Source organism: Vibrio sp. 16 (assembly GCF_963681195.1).
GTDB classification, from domain to species: domain Bacteria; phylum Pseudomonadota; class Gammaproteobacteria; order Enterobacterales; family Vibrionaceae; genus Vibrio; species Vibrio sinaloensis_D.
This window is the reverse complement of record NZ_OY808997.1, coordinates 1928008-1945726: the sequence shown is the minus strand read 5'-3', so window position 1 is coordinate 1945726 and position 17719 is coordinate 1928008. Positions and strand designations below refer to the sequence as shown.

Annotated in this window: 15 protein-coding genes and 2 tRNA genes; 13 read left to right on the top strand and 4 right to left on the bottom strand. The window is 45.8% G+C overall.

The window, feature by feature from the left end:
- Positions 1-23: 23 nt before the first annotated feature.
- Positions 24-719, bottom strand: a complete 696-nt coding sequence (mtnN, locus tag U9J37_RS08760; protein ID WP_005472895.1) for a 5'-methylthioadenosine/S-adenosylhomocysteine nucleosidase — start codon at positions 717-719, stop codon at positions 24-26.
- Between the two features lie 206 nt (positions 720-925).
- Between mtnN and rpsO the strand changes: the two genes are divergently transcribed.
- The 5 genes from rpsO to U9J37_RS08735 all read left to right on the top strand — a co-directional run bounded on the left by rpsO (position 926) and on the right by U9J37_RS08735 (position 6611).
- Complete coding sequence (gene rpsO / locus U9J37_RS08755) at positions 926-1195, top strand: 30S ribosomal protein S15 (protein WP_005472830.1); 270 nt, start codon at positions 926-928, stop codon at positions 1193-1195.
- 340 nt (positions 1196-1535) lie between these two features.
- Positions 1536-3665 (top strand): polyribonucleotide nucleotidyltransferase, encoded by a 2130-nt coding sequence (pnp, locus tag U9J37_RS08750; RefSeq protein ID WP_005472900.1) that lies wholly within the window; start codon positions 1536-1538, stop codon positions 3663-3665.
- Positions 3666-3786: 121 nt separating this feature from the next.
- A complete protein-coding gene (nlpI, locus tag U9J37_RS08745) occupies positions 3787-4701 on the top strand; it encodes a lipoprotein NlpI (RefSeq protein ID WP_322413797.1) in 915 nt (304 codons plus the stop codon).
- Positions 4702-4819: 118 nt separating this feature from the next.
- Positions 4820-5230: a MarR family winged helix-turn-helix transcriptional regulator gene (locus U9J37_RS08740; RefSeq protein ID WP_005472917.1), complete on the top strand. Its 411-nt coding sequence runs from the start codon at positions 4820-4822 to the stop codon at positions 5228-5230.
- Positions 5231-5273: 43 nt separating this feature from the next.
- Positions 5274-6611, top strand: a complete 1338-nt coding sequence (locus U9J37_RS08735) for an MATE family efflux transporter (protein WP_322413796.1) — start codon at positions 5274-5276, stop codon at positions 6609-6611.
- A gap of 50 nt (positions 6612-6661) precedes the next feature.
- Here the strand turns inward: U9J37_RS08735 and U9J37_RS08730 are convergent, their stop codons facing one another.
- The 3 genes from U9J37_RS08730 to U9J37_RS08720 all read right to left on the bottom strand — a co-directional run bounded on the left by U9J37_RS08730 (position 6662) and on the right by U9J37_RS08720 (position 10731).
- Positions 6662-7540: a U32 family peptidase gene (locus U9J37_RS08730; protein ID WP_043887063.1), complete on the bottom strand. Its 879-nt coding sequence runs from the start codon at positions 7538-7540 to the stop codon at positions 6662-6664.
- A gap of 20 nt (positions 7541-7560) precedes the next feature.
- Positions 7561-8574: a ubiquinone anaerobic biosynthesis protein UbiU gene (ubiU, locus tag U9J37_RS08725; protein WP_005472832.1), complete on the bottom strand. Its 1014-nt coding sequence runs from the start codon at positions 8572-8574 to the stop codon at positions 7561-7563.
- A gap of 117 nt (positions 8575-8691) precedes the next feature.
- The gene (locus U9J37_RS08720) at positions 8692-10731 is read right to left on the bottom strand and encodes an EAL domain-containing protein (RefSeq protein ID WP_043887062.1); all 2040 of its coding nucleotides are present in this window, start codon (positions 10729-10731) and stop codon (positions 8692-8694) included.
- A gap of 197 nt (positions 10732-10928) precedes the next feature.
- On the opposite strand from U9J37_RS08720, the gene ubiT reads away from it, so the two are divergent.
- The 8 genes from ubiT (at position 10929) to infB (ending at position 17692) form a co-directional block, all read left to right on the top strand.
- Entirely contained in the window at positions 10929-11456 is a 528-nt protein-coding gene (gene ubiT / locus U9J37_RS08715) for a ubiquinone anaerobic biosynthesis accessory factor UbiT (protein ID WP_005472920.1), read from the top strand.
- Positions 11440-11943, top strand: a complete 504-nt coding sequence (locus U9J37_RS08710) for a GNAT family N-acetyltransferase (protein WP_005472909.1) — start codon at positions 11440-11442, stop codon at positions 11941-11943. The genes ubiT and U9J37_RS08710 overlap by 17 nt, the downstream gene beginning before the upstream one ends.
- Positions 11944-12222: 279 nt before the next feature.
- The gene (gene secG / locus U9J37_RS08705; protein ID WP_005472784.1) at positions 12223-12555 is read left to right on the top strand and encodes a preprotein translocase subunit SecG; all 333 of its coding nucleotides are present in this window, start codon (positions 12223-12225) and stop codon (positions 12553-12555) included.
- A 31-nt stretch (positions 12556-12586) separates the two neighbouring features.
- Positions 12587-12670 (top strand) — tRNA-Leu (locus U9J37_RS08700).
- Between the two features lie 56 nt (positions 12671-12726).
- Positions 12727-12803 (top strand) — tRNA-Met (locus tag U9J37_RS08695).
- Positions 12804-13014: 211 nt separating this feature from the next.
- Positions 13015-13470, top strand: a complete 456-nt coding sequence (gene rimP, locus U9J37_RS08690) for a ribosome maturation factor RimP (RefSeq protein ID WP_005472901.1) — start codon at positions 13015-13017, stop codon at positions 13468-13470.
- 24 nt (positions 13471-13494) lie between these two features.
- Positions 13495-14982: a transcription termination factor NusA gene (gene nusA, locus U9J37_RS08685; RefSeq protein WP_005472880.1), complete on the top strand. Its 1488-nt coding sequence runs from the start codon at positions 13495-13497 to the stop codon at positions 14980-14982.
- Positions 14983-15004: 22 nt separating this feature from the next.
- Positions 15005-17692 carry a translation initiation factor IF-2 gene (gene infB / locus U9J37_RS08680; protein WP_005472800.1) on the top strand — a complete coding sequence of 896 codons (2688 nt, stop codon included), beginning with the start codon at positions 15005-15007 and terminating at the stop codon, positions 17690-17692.
- Positions 17693-17719: the final 27 nt, after the last annotated feature.

The following is a 17719-nucleotide window of genomic DNA, read 5'->3' as shown; positions in this document are numbered from 1 at the left end:
TTGTTGTCTTCCCTTTGGCTAAGCTATTTCAGCAGTTCAACCATTTTGAATACCATTTCCGACGAGCTCTTCGCTGCCAAAGGTAGGAACTCATCAAAGCTCATGCTTGCTTCTTTATCTGCAACATCAGAAATCGCACGAACAACAACAAATGGCACTTTGAACTGGTGACAAGTTTGCGCAATTGCAGAGGCTTCCATTTCTACAGCAATGACAGATGGGAAGTGTTGGCGGATAAATGCTTGACGTTCAGCTGTGCAAACAAACGCATCGCCCGTACAGATCAATCCACGTACCGCATGTTTGTCTTCCATTTGTGAGAGTGCTTTCTCAGCGACATCCATTAGCTTTTCGTCTGCAATGAACGCAGCAGGCTGCCCTGCCATTTGACCGATTTCGTAACCAAACGCTGTCACATCAGCATCGTGATGGCGAACTTCGGTCGAAATCACCACATCACCTAGATTTAAGCTTGAGTCGAATCCACCCGCAGAGCCGGTATTGATCACAACATCGGGTTGGTACTCATCGAGCAGGATCGTTGTGCCGACTGCCGCTGCGACTTTACCAATACCTGATTGGAGCAACACGACATCGACACCGTTGATTTGCCCAGAGAAATAGGTACAGCCCGCTTTTGATACGGTTTCACAGTTTTCGATAGCGTCTTTAAGAATTGAAACTTCTTGTTCCATTGCACCGATGATGCCGATTTTCATAGGGAATCCTGTTAATTCAATTAGGTAGGTTTTGTGCAGCTAAGTGTAACAGAAATGCTTTAGATGGGAATGCTGTACTTATAGGGTTACTATCAAATAGCGGTTGCTTAACCTCTATACATCCCCTATAATTCGCGCTCCTCGTGTCGGCTGAATCAGAGATTGGCTGGCACAAATGTTAAACCTACTCTTATTAGGAGAGAATTATGTCTCTGAATGCAGAAACTAAAGCAGCAATCGTTGCAGAATACGCTCAAACTGAAGGCGATACTGGTTCACCAGAAGTTCAAGTAGCTCTACTTACAGCTTCTATCAACCACCTACAAGGTCACTTCAAAGCGCACAAAGGCGATCACCACAGCCGTCGTGGTCTTCTACGTATGGTTTCTCGCCGTCGTAAGCTTCTTGACTACTTGAAAGGCAAAAACCTTTCTCGTTACCAAGATCTAATCAAGCGTCTAGGCCTACGTCGCTAATCAGCGGCTGCATAGAACAGTTTGTCGAAAAAGGGGCTTTTAGCCCCTTTTTTGTTGTCCGTTACTTATTTTGTTTGGTATGGCTTAGCCAAACCGAATTAATCCCGCTATACTACGCCCGCACACTTTTGATGCCTCGTTGGGTATCAATGTTTGTTCACAAAGCTCATAGCATTACAGTCAACCACGTCGACCAAAAGGTCGCGACTATTCAAAATGAATTTAGCTGCAATGAGTCGCTACACAGTTCATTTTCACTAGTCGCGATTTGTAATGCCTTGAGTATCAATCAATACTCTCCGAGCCACTCTTTCGATGCGCTTGGAAACAAGGAATAACAATGTTCGAAAAACCAGTTGTTAAAACGTTCCAGTACGGTAACCACACAGTTACTCTAGAAACTGGCGTTATCGCACGTCAAGCTACCGCTGCAGTTATGGTTACTATGGACGATACAGCAGTATTCGTTTCTGTAGTTGGTAAAAAAGAAGCGGTAGAAGGTCAAGACTTCTTCCCTCTAACAGTTAACTACCAAGAGCGTACTTACGCAGCAGGTAAAATCCCTGGTGGTTTCTTCAAGCGTGAAGGCCGTCCTTCTGAAGGCGAAACGCTAACGGCTCGCCTAATCGACCGTCCAATCCGTCCTCTATTCCCAGATGCATTCAAAAACGAAGTACAAGTTATTGCAACAGTCGTATCTGTGAACCCAGATGTTCAACCTGATATCGTAACTATGATCGGTACTTCTGCGGCGCTAGCTATCTCTGGTATCCCGTTCAACGGTCCTATCGGTGCTGCGCGTGTTGGTCACATCGACGGTCAACTAGTGCTTAACCCAAGCAATACTGAGTTAGAAGCGTCTAAACTAGACCTAGTGGTTGCGGGTACTGAATCTGCAGTACTAATGGTTGAATCAGAAGCTGACAACCTAACTGAAGAAGAAATGCTATCTGCTGTTGTATTCGGTCACGATCAACAACAAGCTGTGATCAAAGCAATCAACGAGTTCAAAGCTGAAGTTGCGACTCCTGCTTGGGATTGGGTTGCTCCAGAAGAGAACACAGCGCTTGTAAACAAGATTGCTGAACTTGCTGAAGCTAAGCTTGTTGAAGCTTACCAAATCACTGAGAAGATGGCTCGTTACGACCGCATCCACGAGATCGCAGGTGAAGTAAACGAAGTGCTACTTGCTGAAGATCCAGAAGCGAACACAAAAGAAATCCACACTATCTTCCACGATCTAGAGAAGACAGTGGTACGTCGCAGCATCATCGCGGGTAACCCACGTATCGACGGCCGTGAAAAAGACATGGTTCGTGCGCTAGACGTACGTACTGGTGTTCTTCCTCGTACGCACGGTTCATCACTATTTACACGTGGTGAAACTCAGGCTCTAGTAACTGCGACTCTAGGTACGCAGCGTGATGCTCAAATCATCGACGAGCTAACGGGTGAGCGTAAAGATCACTTCCTACTACACTACAACTTCCCTCCATACTGTGTAGGCGAAACTGGTTTTGTAGGTTCTCCTAAGCGTCGTGAAATCGGTCACGGTAAACTGGCTAAACGCGGTATCGCAGCAGTAATGCCTTCTGTTGATGAGTTCCCATACACAGTACGTGTTGTATCGGAAATCACTGAATCTAACGGTTCTTCTTCAATGGCTTCTGTATGTGGTACTTCTCTAGCGCTTATGGACGCTGGTGTGCCAATCAAGTCTTCTGTTGCGGGTATCGCAATGGGTCTTGTTAAAGAAGGCGATGACTTCGTTGTTCTTTCTGACATCCTTGGTGACGAAGACCACCTAGGTGACATGGACTTTAAAGTAGCGGGTACTAACACTGGTATCACAGCACTTCAAATGGACATCAAGATCGAAGGTATCACTAAAGAGATCATGCAAATTGCTCTTAACCAAGCGCAAGGTGCACGTAAGCACATCCTATCTGTAATGGATGAAGCTATCTCTGGTGCTCGTGAAGAGATCTCTGAGTTCGCTCCGCGTATCCACACAATGAAGATCAGCGCAGAGAAGATCAAAGACGTTATCGGTAAAGGTGGTGCAGTTATCCGTGCTCTAACTGAAGAGACTGGTACAACTATCGAAATCGAAGACGACGGTACAATCAAGATTGCTGCAACTGAAGGTACAGCTGCGAAAGAAGCAATCCGCCGTATCGAAGAGATCACTGCAGAAGTTGAAGTAGGCCGCATCTACACAGGTAAAGTTGCTCGTCTAGCTGACTTCGGTGCATTCGTGACAATCCTTCCAGGTAAAGATGGTCTAGTACACATCTCTCAAATCGCTGACAAGCGCGTAGAGAAAGTGTCTGACTACCTAGCTGAAGGTCAAGAAGTTCAAGTTAAAGTACTTGAAATCGACCGCCAAGGCCGCGTTCGTCTAAGCATGAAAGAAGCAGTAGAAAAGACTGAAGAAGCAGCTGAAGAAAAACCAGCAACTGACGCTTAATTTAGTCAACCATAGGCGTATTAGCCTATTGTGCTAAAAGCATGTTATAAAGGGAGCATTACGCTCCCTTTTTTATTGCGGACTAAACTAAGCGGATGCTTAGCGACAGGAGTACATATTTGTGAAATGGTTTCAAACCGCGGCATTGGGTCTAACATTATTGGTGACTGCTGGCTGTGCCTCTAAATCTAGTCAACAAGCCGAGTGGCTTTATCCCCCGATGGCGGTACCTTTGCAGGCCAGTGTTCAGCAAGAGGTTCAGATTGCGCGCTTAAGCCAGTTGCTTCAACGTCCAGACTTGACGAGTGAAGTTCGCGCTAAGATGTTCTTCGAGCGAGGCAATTATTACGATAGCGTTGGTTTAAGGGACTTAGCTCGCCTCGATTACAACCAATCTTTAGCACTAAACCCTGCACAGCCTGATTTATTCAACTTGCTCGGCGTCTATTTTACCCAAGCGGGGGAGTTTGACGCTGCGTATGATGCCTTTGACTCTACGTTAGAACTTGACCCTGATAACTCTTACGCAGAGAGAAATCGAGCGATTGCCCTTTACTATGGTGATCGTATTGAGTTGGCATTAGAGGATATTGAGAAACACTACAACCAAGACCCTAGTGATCCATTTCGAGCGCTTTGGTTATACCTGATTCAAGCGGAAGTCGATCCTGCGTTAGCTCGCCAAGATTTGGTTTTACGCTATCAACGTCGCGACGAACAATGGGGCTGGGTGCTGGTGGCGATAACACTTGGTGATGTTACTGAACAACAAGCCTTTAAAGCTATTTTATCCGGAACCCGAGATAACACTCTACTTGCCCAGCGCTTGACGGAGGCCTATTTCTACTTAGGCAAGCGTTATCAAAGTGAAGGGGATTTCGCGAGTGCTATCTCACTGTATAAATTAGCCATCTCATTCAATGTGTATGAGTATGTCGAGCATCGTTATGCTTTCCTCGAATTGAACCGCATTTACAACGAGGTAAAAGAGCAACAGTTGGCCAAAGCCAAACTGGAACAGCAAACCTCTAATTAAACGAATTACGACCCGAAAGCCACTGTTGAACAGTGGCTTTTTTGTTGCGAGAAAATTAGATTGCAACGGCCAAGTAATTGGCTAAAATAGTTAGCCTTGCTAACTAAGTGCAATAACTATGAGCTTAGAAAAGAATTTAATGGAATTGGAGCGATACTGCTCCAAAGCGTGGCGAGTTCATGCCAAAGAGGATCTCCTCTATGGCTTGAGCTTCAATGAATACGACTATTTAAGATCCATAGAAGAACATCAACAAGGTATTCGTATCACTGATCTTGCGGAAGAGATGAAAGTGACTAAACCTTCAGCCTCCAATATGGTCGCAAGGTTAGAAAGAAAAGGATTGGTTAAGCGTATTTCTTGTGCTGAGGATGGCCGAGCAAAGCGAGTTGTGTTGACAGAACAAGTGCTCGAGGATTTGTCCTATGAGCAAGTGGTTTACCAACACATTGCAGAGCAAATGGGACGCAAACTAAGTGCTGATGAAGTGAATACTCTGATCAGCTTGCTAGAAAAATCATTGAGTTAAAAATTTATCTATTTAGTTAGCCTAGCTAACTTGTGGTGAAAATATGCAAACATCCATCTATAAACAGTTTTGGCGCTATACGATTCCAACCGTAGCGGCTATGTTGGTCAACGGTCTCTATCAAGTGGTCGATGGTATTTTTATTGGTCGCTATGTTGGGGCTGATGGGTTAGCGGGGATCAACGTTGCTTGGCCTGTCATCGGCTCCATTCTTGGTATTGGTATGCTTATTGGCGTCGGTACAGGTGCGCTGGTCTCGATTCGTCAAGGAGAGCAAGATACGCTAGGGGCGAAACAGATCTTAGCAACGGGGATTGCCTTGTTGTTTGCGCTTGTACCGCTTGTGTCTGGTGTGCTGTTTTTCTTTGCTGAAGACTTTCTCCTTTGGCAAGGGGCAGAAGGGCGTGTGTTCGAACTGGGCCTCCAGTATCTGCATATATTGATTGGTGCCTGCGCGTTTACCCTAGGCTCGATTGCTATGCCATTTTTGTTGCGCAATGACGATAGCCCGAATCTTGCGACGATACTGATGGTGGTAGGAGCCGTTATCAATATTGCGCTCGATTATCTGTTTATCGCTTGGCTTGACTGGGAGTTAACAGGAGCCGCGATAGCAACCGCAGTGGCACAGTTGACTGTGACCGGGCTTGGCTTAGCGTATTTCTTCTCTTCAAAAGCCAATCTGCGTTTGCGCTGGAGTCAATTGAGGCTCAAGCTTGACGTTATTCCTAAAATTTTTGCGATTGGAACGTCCAGTTTCTTTATGTACGCCTATGGGTCAATGATGGTGGCGTTACATAACGCGTTGTTTGCTCAACACGGCGATCAATTAATGATCGGTGCTTATGCCATCTTAGGCTACATCGTCACAGTGTACTATTTGACCGCAGAAGGGATCGCGAATGGTATGCAACCGCTTGTCAGCTATAACCACGGCGCACGCAATCAGGAGAACATTCGCAAGCTACTCAAAGTGGCGATGTCGAGTGCGGTATTGATTGGATTGGCTTTTGTTATTCTGCTTAATGTATTTCCAACTCAGTTCGTTTCTGTGTTCAACGAAGAGAGCACGCAACTGGTCGAGCACACGGTGCTGGGTATTCGTCTACATATGTTTGCCTTGGCATTGGATGGTTTCTTGGTGGTGGCAGGGGCTTACTATCAAGCCATCAATAAGGGAAGCAAAGCGATGTTTGTGATGGTGGGCAATATGCTGATTCAGCTTCCTTTTCTTTACCTCATGCCGAAATTGTTCGGTGTTCCAGGGATTTGGATTGCGTATCCGCTCTCCAACATTGCTCTGAGTGCGGTGGTTATCTTGTTGTTGGTCAAAGATGTGCGCCGCTATCAAAACCAACACTCTCAGATTACACATGCGTAAAAAAGGGCTCATTGAGCCCTTTTTCATATCTTGCCTTTAGGAGAAACGTCTTAGAGCGTTTTTACCTCTAATCCAGCAAGTTGGTGCCAATAGCCATTGCATTGTCTGCTTTGAATCGGCATTGGGTTTTGCCCAGTTTCATTGGCTCGGAAATTATTCAGATCCGAGAAAGTACTCAGCCCGAGTGGGCTTAAGCGAACCACATCAACCAAACCTTTCATATTCGGCAGATCATTGATTAGGTTATAGCAATAGCCTGATTGGGTTTGGATGCCATTGAGATTAAACACCTCTTGGCCTTCTTGGCTACTGACCTGAATACCCGTTGGATATTTGATGCAGCAAGTCTCGCAATCATCTTTGGCTTTGTTTTCTGCTCGAGCGGTGAAACAGCGGGCGGAATAAGCGAGTGGTAAGTAGCCATGACTAAAGACTTCCACTTCAAATTGATTACGAATACCAAGCTCATCACATTGATTCAACACATTGTTTAACCATTCACGTGATAACTCAACGGGCATACACCAACGCATCATACCTTGCTTGAGAAATAGATTGAGAGTGTGTGCGTTGTAAGTATTCACAGCAGGGCCAACCACAAAAGGGACTTTGCTCTGTGAGGCAAGTTGAATCGCCGAGACATCGTTAGCTTCGATAGCAAAATCACCATTGTCGATGTACTTTTTCATGATGTTGACTTCGCTAGGGGCTTCAAGCAATGCCATGGTGGAGAGAACCACTTGTTTACCCGCAGAACTTAGCTCTTTAGCGATATCAAACCAATGCGCAGGTTTCATTTCTCTGCGTTTCGAGCAGACGCTTTCGCCTAGATAGATAATATCAGCCGAGCTTGACGTTGCTTGTTGATAAAAATCTTCTACATCTTGTTTAGGCCAGAAATACAGCAATGGGCCTAGTGCATACTTCATATTGTTTTCCATGCTTACCTCTATTGCCATTTGCGATAATACGCACCCAAGGTGGTTTGGGTACCTTCGGATACGTTTGCCAATGTCGCATTCCAAGCGGCTTCAACTTGATAGCTTTCTGGGTGGGCTAAATAGCGATCAATGGCAGCACGCCATGTGCGAGTCACCTGTTCGACATAGGCAGGGCTTCGCTGACGACCTTCAATTTTGACTGAGGCGACGTTGGCAGCAAACAAATCAGGCAGCATTGACAAAGTATTTAAGCTGGTAGGCTCTTCCAACGCATGGTAAGCCTTTGTCTGCTCCTCTAGGTCGGCTGTGAAGCGCCCCTTACACAATGTGGGATACCCTGCATTTTCACCTTCGCTGTAGCGGTCGATAAGAATGTCGTTTAGGCGCGATTCTAGGCCTTGAGCGGTTTCTTGCCAGCGAACATATTTAGCTGGAGAACACGCGCCTACCGTGTTTGGTGATTCGCCTGTCATGTAAGAAGAGAGGTAACAGCGCCCCTCAGACATAATGCACAAACTACCAAAAGCGAAAACTTCTAACTCGACATCACTCGTCATATTGCGTGATAGCTGTTTTACCTGATGGATAGAAAGAACGCGTGGCAAGACGACGCGCTTAACATTGAAGTTGCTCTTGTAGAAGTCGATAGCGGCGATATTGGTTGCTGATGCTTGAACGGATAGGTGCAGTTCTAAATCAGGATGCTTGCGAGCTGCGTAATCCAGTACCGCAATGTCTGCCACGATAAGCGCATCTACTCCGTTGTCGGCGGCGCGATCGACCGCATCAGTCCAACGCTCAAAGCCATCTGGATGCGCAAACGTGTTGAGAGCAACATGGATCTTCTTGTTGTGGTCGTGAACGTACTGAACGGCTTTTTCCAGTTTCTTTCCGGTGAAGTTCAACCCTGCAAAGTGGCGGGCGTTGGTATCATCTTTAAAGCCGATGTACACCGCGTCAGCGCCACAATCAATGGCCGTTTTTAGTGCAGGAAGATTACCTGCTGGGCATAGGAGTTCCATTGCTCTTACCAAGACTGATTGTTCGAAATTTGGTGAGCATTTTATGAAGAATTATGAATAGCAAATTTGATGTAAGGCAGGTTTGAGTGAGTTTCTCACTCAATTACTTACTTGGAGTTAGTTTTTGTGGCGACGATTTTGAGCAAATAGCTCTTCTACTTCTTGTTTCGGTTGCGGTCGATGGAAATGGAAGCCTTGAATTGAGTTACAGTTCAAATTGGATAACAACGTCGCTTGCTGTTGAGTCTCTACCCCTTCAGCAACCACGGTTAAATTGAGTGACTTACCGAGGTTAATGATGTTTTCGATAACGGTGACTTGCTTCGGTAAGGTATCAATATCGGTGATAAAGGCGCGGTCTATTTTGAGCTCATCAAGTGGGAAACGTGCCAAATAAGAGAGAGACGAGTAACCCGTTCCAAAGTCATCAATCGACAGAGAAAAACCGAGTTTTTTGATGGCATTGAGCATTTGTAGTGTATGGTCACTGTCACTCATCACGGCACTTTCGGTGAGCTCGAAGGTAATGCAATTTGGATCTAGCTCTGTCGTTCGCAGCAGCTTTTCCATGTAGTCGATCAATTTCGGGTTACCAAATTGCTCCGGAGAAAGGTTAATTGCCACACGGCCTGGTAGAATACCTTGGAGTTTCCAACGTTTCACGGTACTGAACACGTCACGCATGACGACACGCCCTAAGTGTTCGATCAGGCCAGCGCGCTCTGCCACAGGAATAAACGCCGCTGGGCTAATGTAGCCTTCCACTGGGTGCTTCCAGCGAATTAGAGCTTCTGCGCCGTTAATGCTGAAGTCCCGTGCATTGACTTTAGGTTGATACCAAACTTCCAAACCGTTCTGCTGCAACGCTTTTTGTAGCTCTATTTCCAGCCAAAGGCGCATGCGTGCTTCTTTGTTCATTTGGTCATTGAATTTGATCAGTCGGTTGCGACCACGATCTTTGGCTTCGTACATCGCCGTATCTGCATTTTGCAACAGAATTCGAGCATCGTTGCCATCACCAGGGTACGCCACACTACCGATAGAGCAAGCGAGGCGTTTACTAAAGTGGTGGAGATCAAACGGTTGATTTATCAATGAAATGATGCGCTCTGACAGCATTTCTGCCATACGATTGTTTTCTGGCTCAGGAAGAATCAAGCCGAACTCGTCGCCTCCTAAATGCCCTAAAACCGCTTGCTGGGGCAAAAGGCGCTTAAGACGAGAAGAGACTTCTTTGATCACTTTGTCGCCAATATGATGACCCAAAGAGTCGTTAATATTCTTAAAGTTATCAATGTCCAAGTAGAGCATGATTAACGGGGTATCGTTTTGAATCAATTGCTCCAGTCGCTTGGTAAAGCCAAAACGGTTATATAGCCCTGTTAAAGAGTCAATGTGTGCGTCTTCTTGCCCCGCGTTTGATAACAGCTTGGGCGCGGCCTCGGCATCTTGAATTAATACCAGTTGCGAATTGCTACCTAGAAGTGTGGTGGAGTCTGCATTGAGCTGGACTCGACGCTCGAAACCACATCGTGGCCCCGTCAAGCACATTAATGGAGCTTCACCGAGAGTCGAACTAAGGTTGTCAGAAAAAACGGTTTTGGTTTTTTCGTCAACAAATAGCCTTGAAAACGTCTCTCCAAGCAAATTACTTGTAGATTCAAAGCCTAACAGGCGAATGGCTGCTGGGTTGGCGGAAATAATGCAGTCGTCTTCAACAAGCAACAAACCATCAGGAAGTAGGGAGGTCAGCGTCGAAAACTTGCCTTCAGACTCCTCAAGTGAACGAATCAGAATGTGTTTTTCTGATGTATCGATGGCGTGAAAAATAACATGTTCAACACCGTTTTCAGCTTTAATTGGGGAGAGACTAAAGTGCAGGCTGGTTTCTAAATCATTTCCGCCGAGGGTAATTTCAGCTTCCAGCGCTTCGCCACTGAATGTTCTTTCGTAGTACGGTCTGAGGAGTTCGTAAAACTGCTCGCCTAAGATTTGCGAGTCGTTCATTCCTACCAGTTCTTGAGGGCTGAGGCCTGCGATATCACAATAGCGTCCGTTAACCAAAGCATAGTTATGCTGGTTATCTAAAATGGCGAAAAAAAACGGACTGTTATCCGTAATTTTCGTGAACCAATGCTGAAGTTGTTGCGATAGCATCAAGCTGTTACCGATATTCCCTAAGAGCGGTGGATCCATTAGGTTAGTGGATGGGTCGACTCTATTAATATAACTGGCATTGAAGTGATATTAAAGAGTTAGCTGTTAACGCTGATTCTTTGACAAATAACAGGAATCTAGATTTGCACATCCACTATGATGGGCTATTCAAGTAAACAAGTTAACGGATAACTCGCGTGATTAACAAGATTCGCACCCAACTAGTTCAAAACGCCGCATCAATTTTGCGATCTCCAGTCCACTTATTGCCGCAATCTGTACAAAAAAAAGCCTTATTAGAAGGGCTTAAAACTGTTTTCAAAGAAGCATTGGAAGATGGCGACTTCGAGTTTCTAGAAGATAAGTGGTTGAAAGTCGAAGTGAAGGATATGCAGTTAAGCTGGTATATCAGCTATGAGAATGAACGCCTTGTTGTGGCTGATAAGCCAGTCCAAGAGGACGTTGCGTTTTGCGGTAATCTGAACGACTTGGTGTTAATCGCAGGTCGCAAAGAAGATCCGGATACCCTGTTTTTCCAGCGTCGTTTGTCAATTGAAGGCGATACTGAGTTGGGTTTAGAAGTAAAGAACCTGATGGACAGTGTCGATTTAGAATCTTTACCAAAACCGTTACAAAGTTTACTAAATCAACTAGCCGACTTTGTGCAGAAAGGCTTACAATCGCCGTCGACACAAAGTGAGGTAGTAAATGCTTATTCGAACTGAAGCACCGGCTGACATCTTAGCCGTAGACCGATTATTAAAATCTGCATTCGATACCGAAGCAGAAGCAAACCTAGTGATGAAGCTCCGTGAGAACGGTCGCCGTTCGTTATCTCTTGTAGCGTCAACAGATGAAGGAGAAGTGGTCGGTTACCTATTGTTTAGCCCTGTCACTTTAAATGGTGAGGATTTTAACTGGCAAGGTTTGGCACCTTTAGCGGTAAAAGAAGAGTTCCGAGGCCAAGGCATTGCGGCACAGCTTGTTAAAGAAGGTTTCGCCTCTCTATTTGAACTCGGCTACCCTGCTTGCGTCGTACTTGGTGATCCAGCTTATTACTCCCGTTTTGGCTTTGTCTCGGCAGAGCAGCATAATATGCACTGTAAGTGGGAAGTGCCTGCTGGTGCATTTCAGGTAAAAACGCTTGCCGAGGATGAGTTTTCTGGACGAAGCGGTCTAGTTGAGTACAGCTCAGAGTTCGATACTCTCTAGTTTTCTAGCATGCCTCTGTAAATTAAGAGTGTGTTACCCAAGTAATAGAGAGGCTAAAGTACCGCCTAGATTGACAAAAAAGTCGCAGTTTGCCCTTTTTTTGACCGCTTGAAGCGTCTAGTGTGTTTTTTTGCAAATTATCTCTTGTCAGCGCCATAGCGTTTCGCTAGTATTGCTCGGCCTTCGGAAAGGAGGTCGCTAGCCTTGTTCTAAAACCGTATTGTAAAGTAAAGTTTTCGAGCGGCGCTGGCTCAACAATTTGGAACATAGGTGGAAATAATGTTTACAGTTCTACTTGTGATTTACCTGTTGGCAGCGGTTGGTGTAATCGGCCTAGTGTTGATTCAACAAGGTAAAGGCGCAGATATGGGAGCCTCATTCGGTGCAGGCGCATCAAACACAGTGTTTGGCGCAAGCGGCTCAGGTAATTTCCTAACCCGAATGACTGCAATTTTTGCAACAGTATTTTTCATCCTTAGCTTGGTACTTGGTAATATGTCTACACATAAGACTGAGTCACAATGGGTTGACCCGACACAAGGTCAAATCATTCAACAAGCTGACGATGCGAGTGAAATTCCCGCTCCACAGGGCGATGAAATTCCTCAATAAGCTACTTTCTAGCTTTTAGATAGATTTAGCTGCCGAGATGGTGAAATTGGTAGACACGCTAGCATGAGGTGCTAGTGCCTTAGGTGTGAGGGTTCGAGTCCCTCTCTCGGCACCATTGATTTACAAACTTGTAAAACACCTTGGAGAGCGTATAATGCTCGACAAGTCGGACGCGGGGTGGAGCAGCTTGGTAGCTCGTCGGGCTCATAACCCGAAGGTCGTCGGTTCAAATCCGGCCCCCGCAACCAAATTCTTAAGTGGAATTTAGGCAAGTTTGCGCAGTAGTAATACTGCGAGTTAGACGGCATAGATATCGTTTAACTATCAGGGTCCAGCAACAAAAAACCCCGACTTTTCGGGGTTTTTTGTTATCTAAATTTTCCCAATGGGAAAATTTGGTGTTTTGCTTGGAATTTAAATTGGGCTCTGAGCCCTTTTTTTGTTTCTGGAGTGGTTTAAATGACTGGTTTAGAAAGACAACTTACTGAAATGCTTGAAGCTCCAGTAGCGGCATCAGGTTATGAGTTAGTTGGATTAGAATTTATTCGCGCAGGCGAGCATTCAACGTTGCGAATCTTCATCGATCACGAGAACGGCATTAACGTCGAAGATTGTGCTGAAGTGAGTCGTCAAGTTAGTGCAGTTATGGACGTTGAAGATCCAATCACGGTGGCTTACAACCTTGAAGTGTCTTCTCCCGGTTTAGAAAGACCACTTTTCAAAGCAGCTCACTATGAACAATTTATTGGTCACGAGGTCAGCATCGTTTTGAAAATGGCTGTTGGCAACCGTCGTAAGTGGAAGGGTGTAATCCATTCTGTCGATGGTGAGACAATCTCCGTTACTGTTGATGGTAACGAAGAAGAGTTTGCGCTTAGCAACATCTCAAAAGCTAACCTCATCCCTAAATTTTAATTAAAGTCTTAGAGGCTATTTAAAATGAGTAAAGAAATTTTAGCGGTAGTAGAAGCGGTATCGAACGAAAAAGCCGTACCTCGTGAACGTATCTTTGAAGCCCTAGAAATTGCTCTTGCGACATCTACAAAAAAGAAGCACGAAATCGAGATCGATGTACGTGTTGAAATCGACCGTAAAACGGGTGAGTTCGAAACGTTCCGCCGTTGGTTGGTAGTAGAAGAAGTTGAGAACCCAACAAAGGAAATCTCACTGGAAGCTGCTCAATACGAAGATGCAGAAATCCAATTGGGTGACTTTGTTGAAGATGATATCGAGTCAGTGACATTTGACCGCATCACAACTCAAACGGCTAAGCAAGTAATCGTACAAAAAGTACGTGAAGCAGAGCGCGCACAAATCGTAGAGCAGTTCATCGACAATGAAGGTGAGCTAGTGACAGGCGTGGTTAAGAAAGTAAACCGTGAGACGGTTGTTCTTGATCTAGGCAACAACGCTGAAGCGGTTATCCTACGTGACGACCAACTTCCTCGCGAAAACTTCCGTCCAGGCGACCGTGTTCGCGGTCTTCTTTACAAAGTAGCGCCAGAAGCACGTGGTTTCCAGCTGTTCATCACTCGCTCTAAGCCAGAGATGCTTGCAGAACTATTCCGTGTTGAAGTTCCAGAAATTGCTGAAGAAATCATCGAACTTAAGGGCGCGGCACGTGATCCTGGTTCTCGTGCGAAAATCGCAGTTAAAACGAATGACAAGCGTATCGACCCTGTTGGTGCGTGTGTTGGTATGCGTGGTGCACGTGTACAAGCGGTTTCTGGCGAACTCGGCGGTGAGCGTATTGATATCGTGCTTTGGGATGATAACCCAGCGCAATTTGTTATCAATGCAATGGCGCCTGCGGATGTGGCTTCTATCATCGTTGATGAAGACGCGCACTCAATGGACATCGCAGTTGAAGCGGACAACCTAGCGCAAGCTATCGGTCGTAACGGCCAAAACGTACGTTTGGCCTCTCAACTAACTGGTTGGGAACTAAACGTAATGACAGTTGCGGATCTTCAGAAGAAACACGCTGAAGAATCTCAAGCTGCAATTGATGCTTTCATGAAGCACCTAGACATCGAAGAAGACTTTGCTCAACTGCTCGTTGAAGAAGGCTTCTCTACTCTAGAAGAAGTAGCTTATGTTCCTGTCAATGAGCTACTAGAAGTTGACGGTCTTGATGAAGACCTAGTCGAAGAACTACGTAATCGTGCGAAGAATGCTCTAACGACTCTAGCTCTTGCTCAAGAAGAATCTTTCGAAGGTGTTGAGCCTGCAGAAGATCTACTTGGTCTAGAAGGCCTAGAGCGTGAAATGGCATTTAAACTGGCTGCTAAAGGTGTTGCAACACTAGAAGATCTAGCAGACCAAGGTATCGATGACCTAGAAGGTATCGAAGGCCTAACTGAAGAACGTGCGGGTGAGCTAATCATGGCTGCTCGTAACATCTGTTGGTTCGGCGAAGACGCATAATATTCAGCAAGGAGGAAGCGGCATGACACAAATTACTGTTAAGGCACTGAGTGAAGAAATTGGAACTCCAGTGGACCGCTTAATTGAACAACTTGCTGACGCTGGTATGAAGAAAGCGAGTAGTGATCAAGTTTCTGACGAAGAAAAGCAGAAACTTTTGACTCACCTTAAGAAAGAGCACGGTGACACCTCTGGTGAAACTGAGCCTACTCGCTTAACACTACAGCGTAAGACTCGCAGCACATTGAGCGTTAATGCCGGTGGCGGTAAGAGTAAGGATGTTCAAGTAGAAGTGCGTAAAAAGCGCACTTACGTGAAGCGCAGCACTATCGAAGACGAAGCAAAACGTGAGGCTGAGGAAGCAGCCAAACGTGAAGCCGAAGAGCTTGCGAAACGTGAAGCTGAAGAGCAAGCGAAACGTGAAGCTGCAGAGAAAGCACAACGCGAGGCCGAAGAGAAAGCGAAGCGAGAAGCGGACGCAAAACGTGAAGCTGAAGAGAAGGCCAAACGCGCACAAGCTGATAAGGCTAAAAAAGACATGAATGCAAAGAACGCGGAAGCGAACACGCAAGCGAAGCAAGAAGCTGATGAACTAAAACGTCGTCAGGAAGAAGAAGCGAAGCGTAAAGCTGAACAAGAAGCTGCGAAGCTTGTTGAAGAAGCTCGTAAACTAGCTGAAGAGAACGAAGCTCGCTGGACTGAAGAAGAGAAGAAGAAGAAAGAGTTGGAAAACTCTGACTACCATGTAACAACTTCTTCTTACGCTCGTGAAGCTGAAGACGCGGCTGACCGCCGTGAAGAAGGTGGCCGTCGTAAGAAGAAGAAAAAAGCTTCTAACAACGACGAACAAGCTCGCGGTGGCCGTAACCAGCGCGGTGGCAAAGGCCGCAATAAAGGCAAACTGGCTAAGCCTGCTTCAATGCAGCAAGGTTTCGATAAGACAGCGACAGTAGCGAAAGCGGATGTTGTTATCGGTGAAACCATTGTTGTTTCTGAGCTTGCGAGCAAAATGTCTGTTAAAGCTACAGAAGTTATCAAAGTGATGATGAAGATGGGCGCAATGGCGACTATCAACCAAGTGATTGACCAAGAAACAGCACAGCTAGTGGCTGAAGAAATGGGTCACAAGGTTATCATTCGTAAAGAGAACGAACTAGAAGAAGCGGTACTGTCAGATCGTGACAACAACGCTGAAGCAGTTCCTCGTGCTCCTGTTGTAACTATCATGGGTCACGTTGACCATGGTAAAACGTCTACCCTTGACTACATCCGTAAAGCACACGTTGCTTCAGGTGAAGCGGGCGGTATCACGCAGCACATCGGTGCATACCACGTTGAAACAGACAACGGCATGATTACCTTCCTTGATACTCCTGGACACGCGGCGTTTACAGCAATGCGTGCACGTGGTGCTCAAGCGACAGATATCGTTGTTCTAGTGGTAGCAGCGGACGATGGCGTAATGCCACAAACAATCGAAGCGATCCAGCACGCGAAAGCGGCAGGCGTTCCTCTGATTGTTGCTGTGAACAAGATCGATAAAGAAGACGCGAACCCAGATAACGTTAAGAACGAGCTAGCTCAGTACGACGTTATTCCTGAGGAGTGGGGCGGTGAGAACATGTTCGTTCACATCTCTGCGAAACAGGGTACAAACATCGACGGTCTTCTAGAGACTATCCTTCTACAATCTGAAGTTCTAGAACTGACAGCGGTTGAAGAAGGCATGGCGTCTGGTGTTGTTGTTGAATCTCGTCTAGATAAAGGTCGTGGTCCAGTTGCAACAGTACTTGTTCAGTCAGGTACTCTAAACAAAGGCGATATCGTTCTTTGTGGTCAAGAGTACGGCCGTGTTCGTGCGATGCGCGATGAGAACGGTAAAGAAGTGACATCTGCTGGCCCATCAATTCCTGTAGAGATCCTAGGTCTTTCTGGTGTACCAGCATCTGGTGATGAAGCGACAGTGGTACGTGATGAGCGTAAAGCTCGTGAAGTAGCGAACTACCGTCAAGGTAAATTCCGTGAAGTGAAACTGGCTCGTCAGCAGAAAGCGAAACTAGAGAACATGTTCTCTAACATGGCTGCTGGTGAAGTTGCTGAACTAAACGTTGTTCTTAAGGCTGACGTACAGGGCTCTGTGGAAGCAATCTCTGACTCACTAATCAAGCTTTCAACTGATGAAGTGAAAGTGAACATCGTAGGTTCTGGTGTTGGTGGTATTACTGAAACTGATGCCGTACTAGCAGCAGCTTCTAACGCTATCATCCTAGGCTTCAACGTACGTGCTGATGCAACTGCTCGTCGTACTGTTGAAAACGAAAACCTAGACCTTCGTTACTACTCAATCATTTACCAATTGATTGATGAAGTGAAACAAGCAATGGGCGGTATGCTTGCTCCAGAATTCAAGCAAGAGATCATTGGTCTTGCTGAAGTTCGTGACGTATTTAAGTCACCGAAACTGGGTGCAATCGCAGGTTGTATGGTTACTGAAGGTACCATCAAGCGTAACAACCCTATCCGCGTACTACGTGATAACGTTGTTATCTACGAAGGTGAACTAGAGTCACTACGTCGCTTTAAAGATGACGTACAAGAAGTTAAGAACGGCTACGAATGTGGTATCGGCGTTAAGAACTACAACGATGTTCGCGTTGGTGACCAAATCGAAGTCTTCGAAATCGTTGAAGTTAAACGTACTCTAGACTAATTGACTAACATTGCTGGCTTACTTATT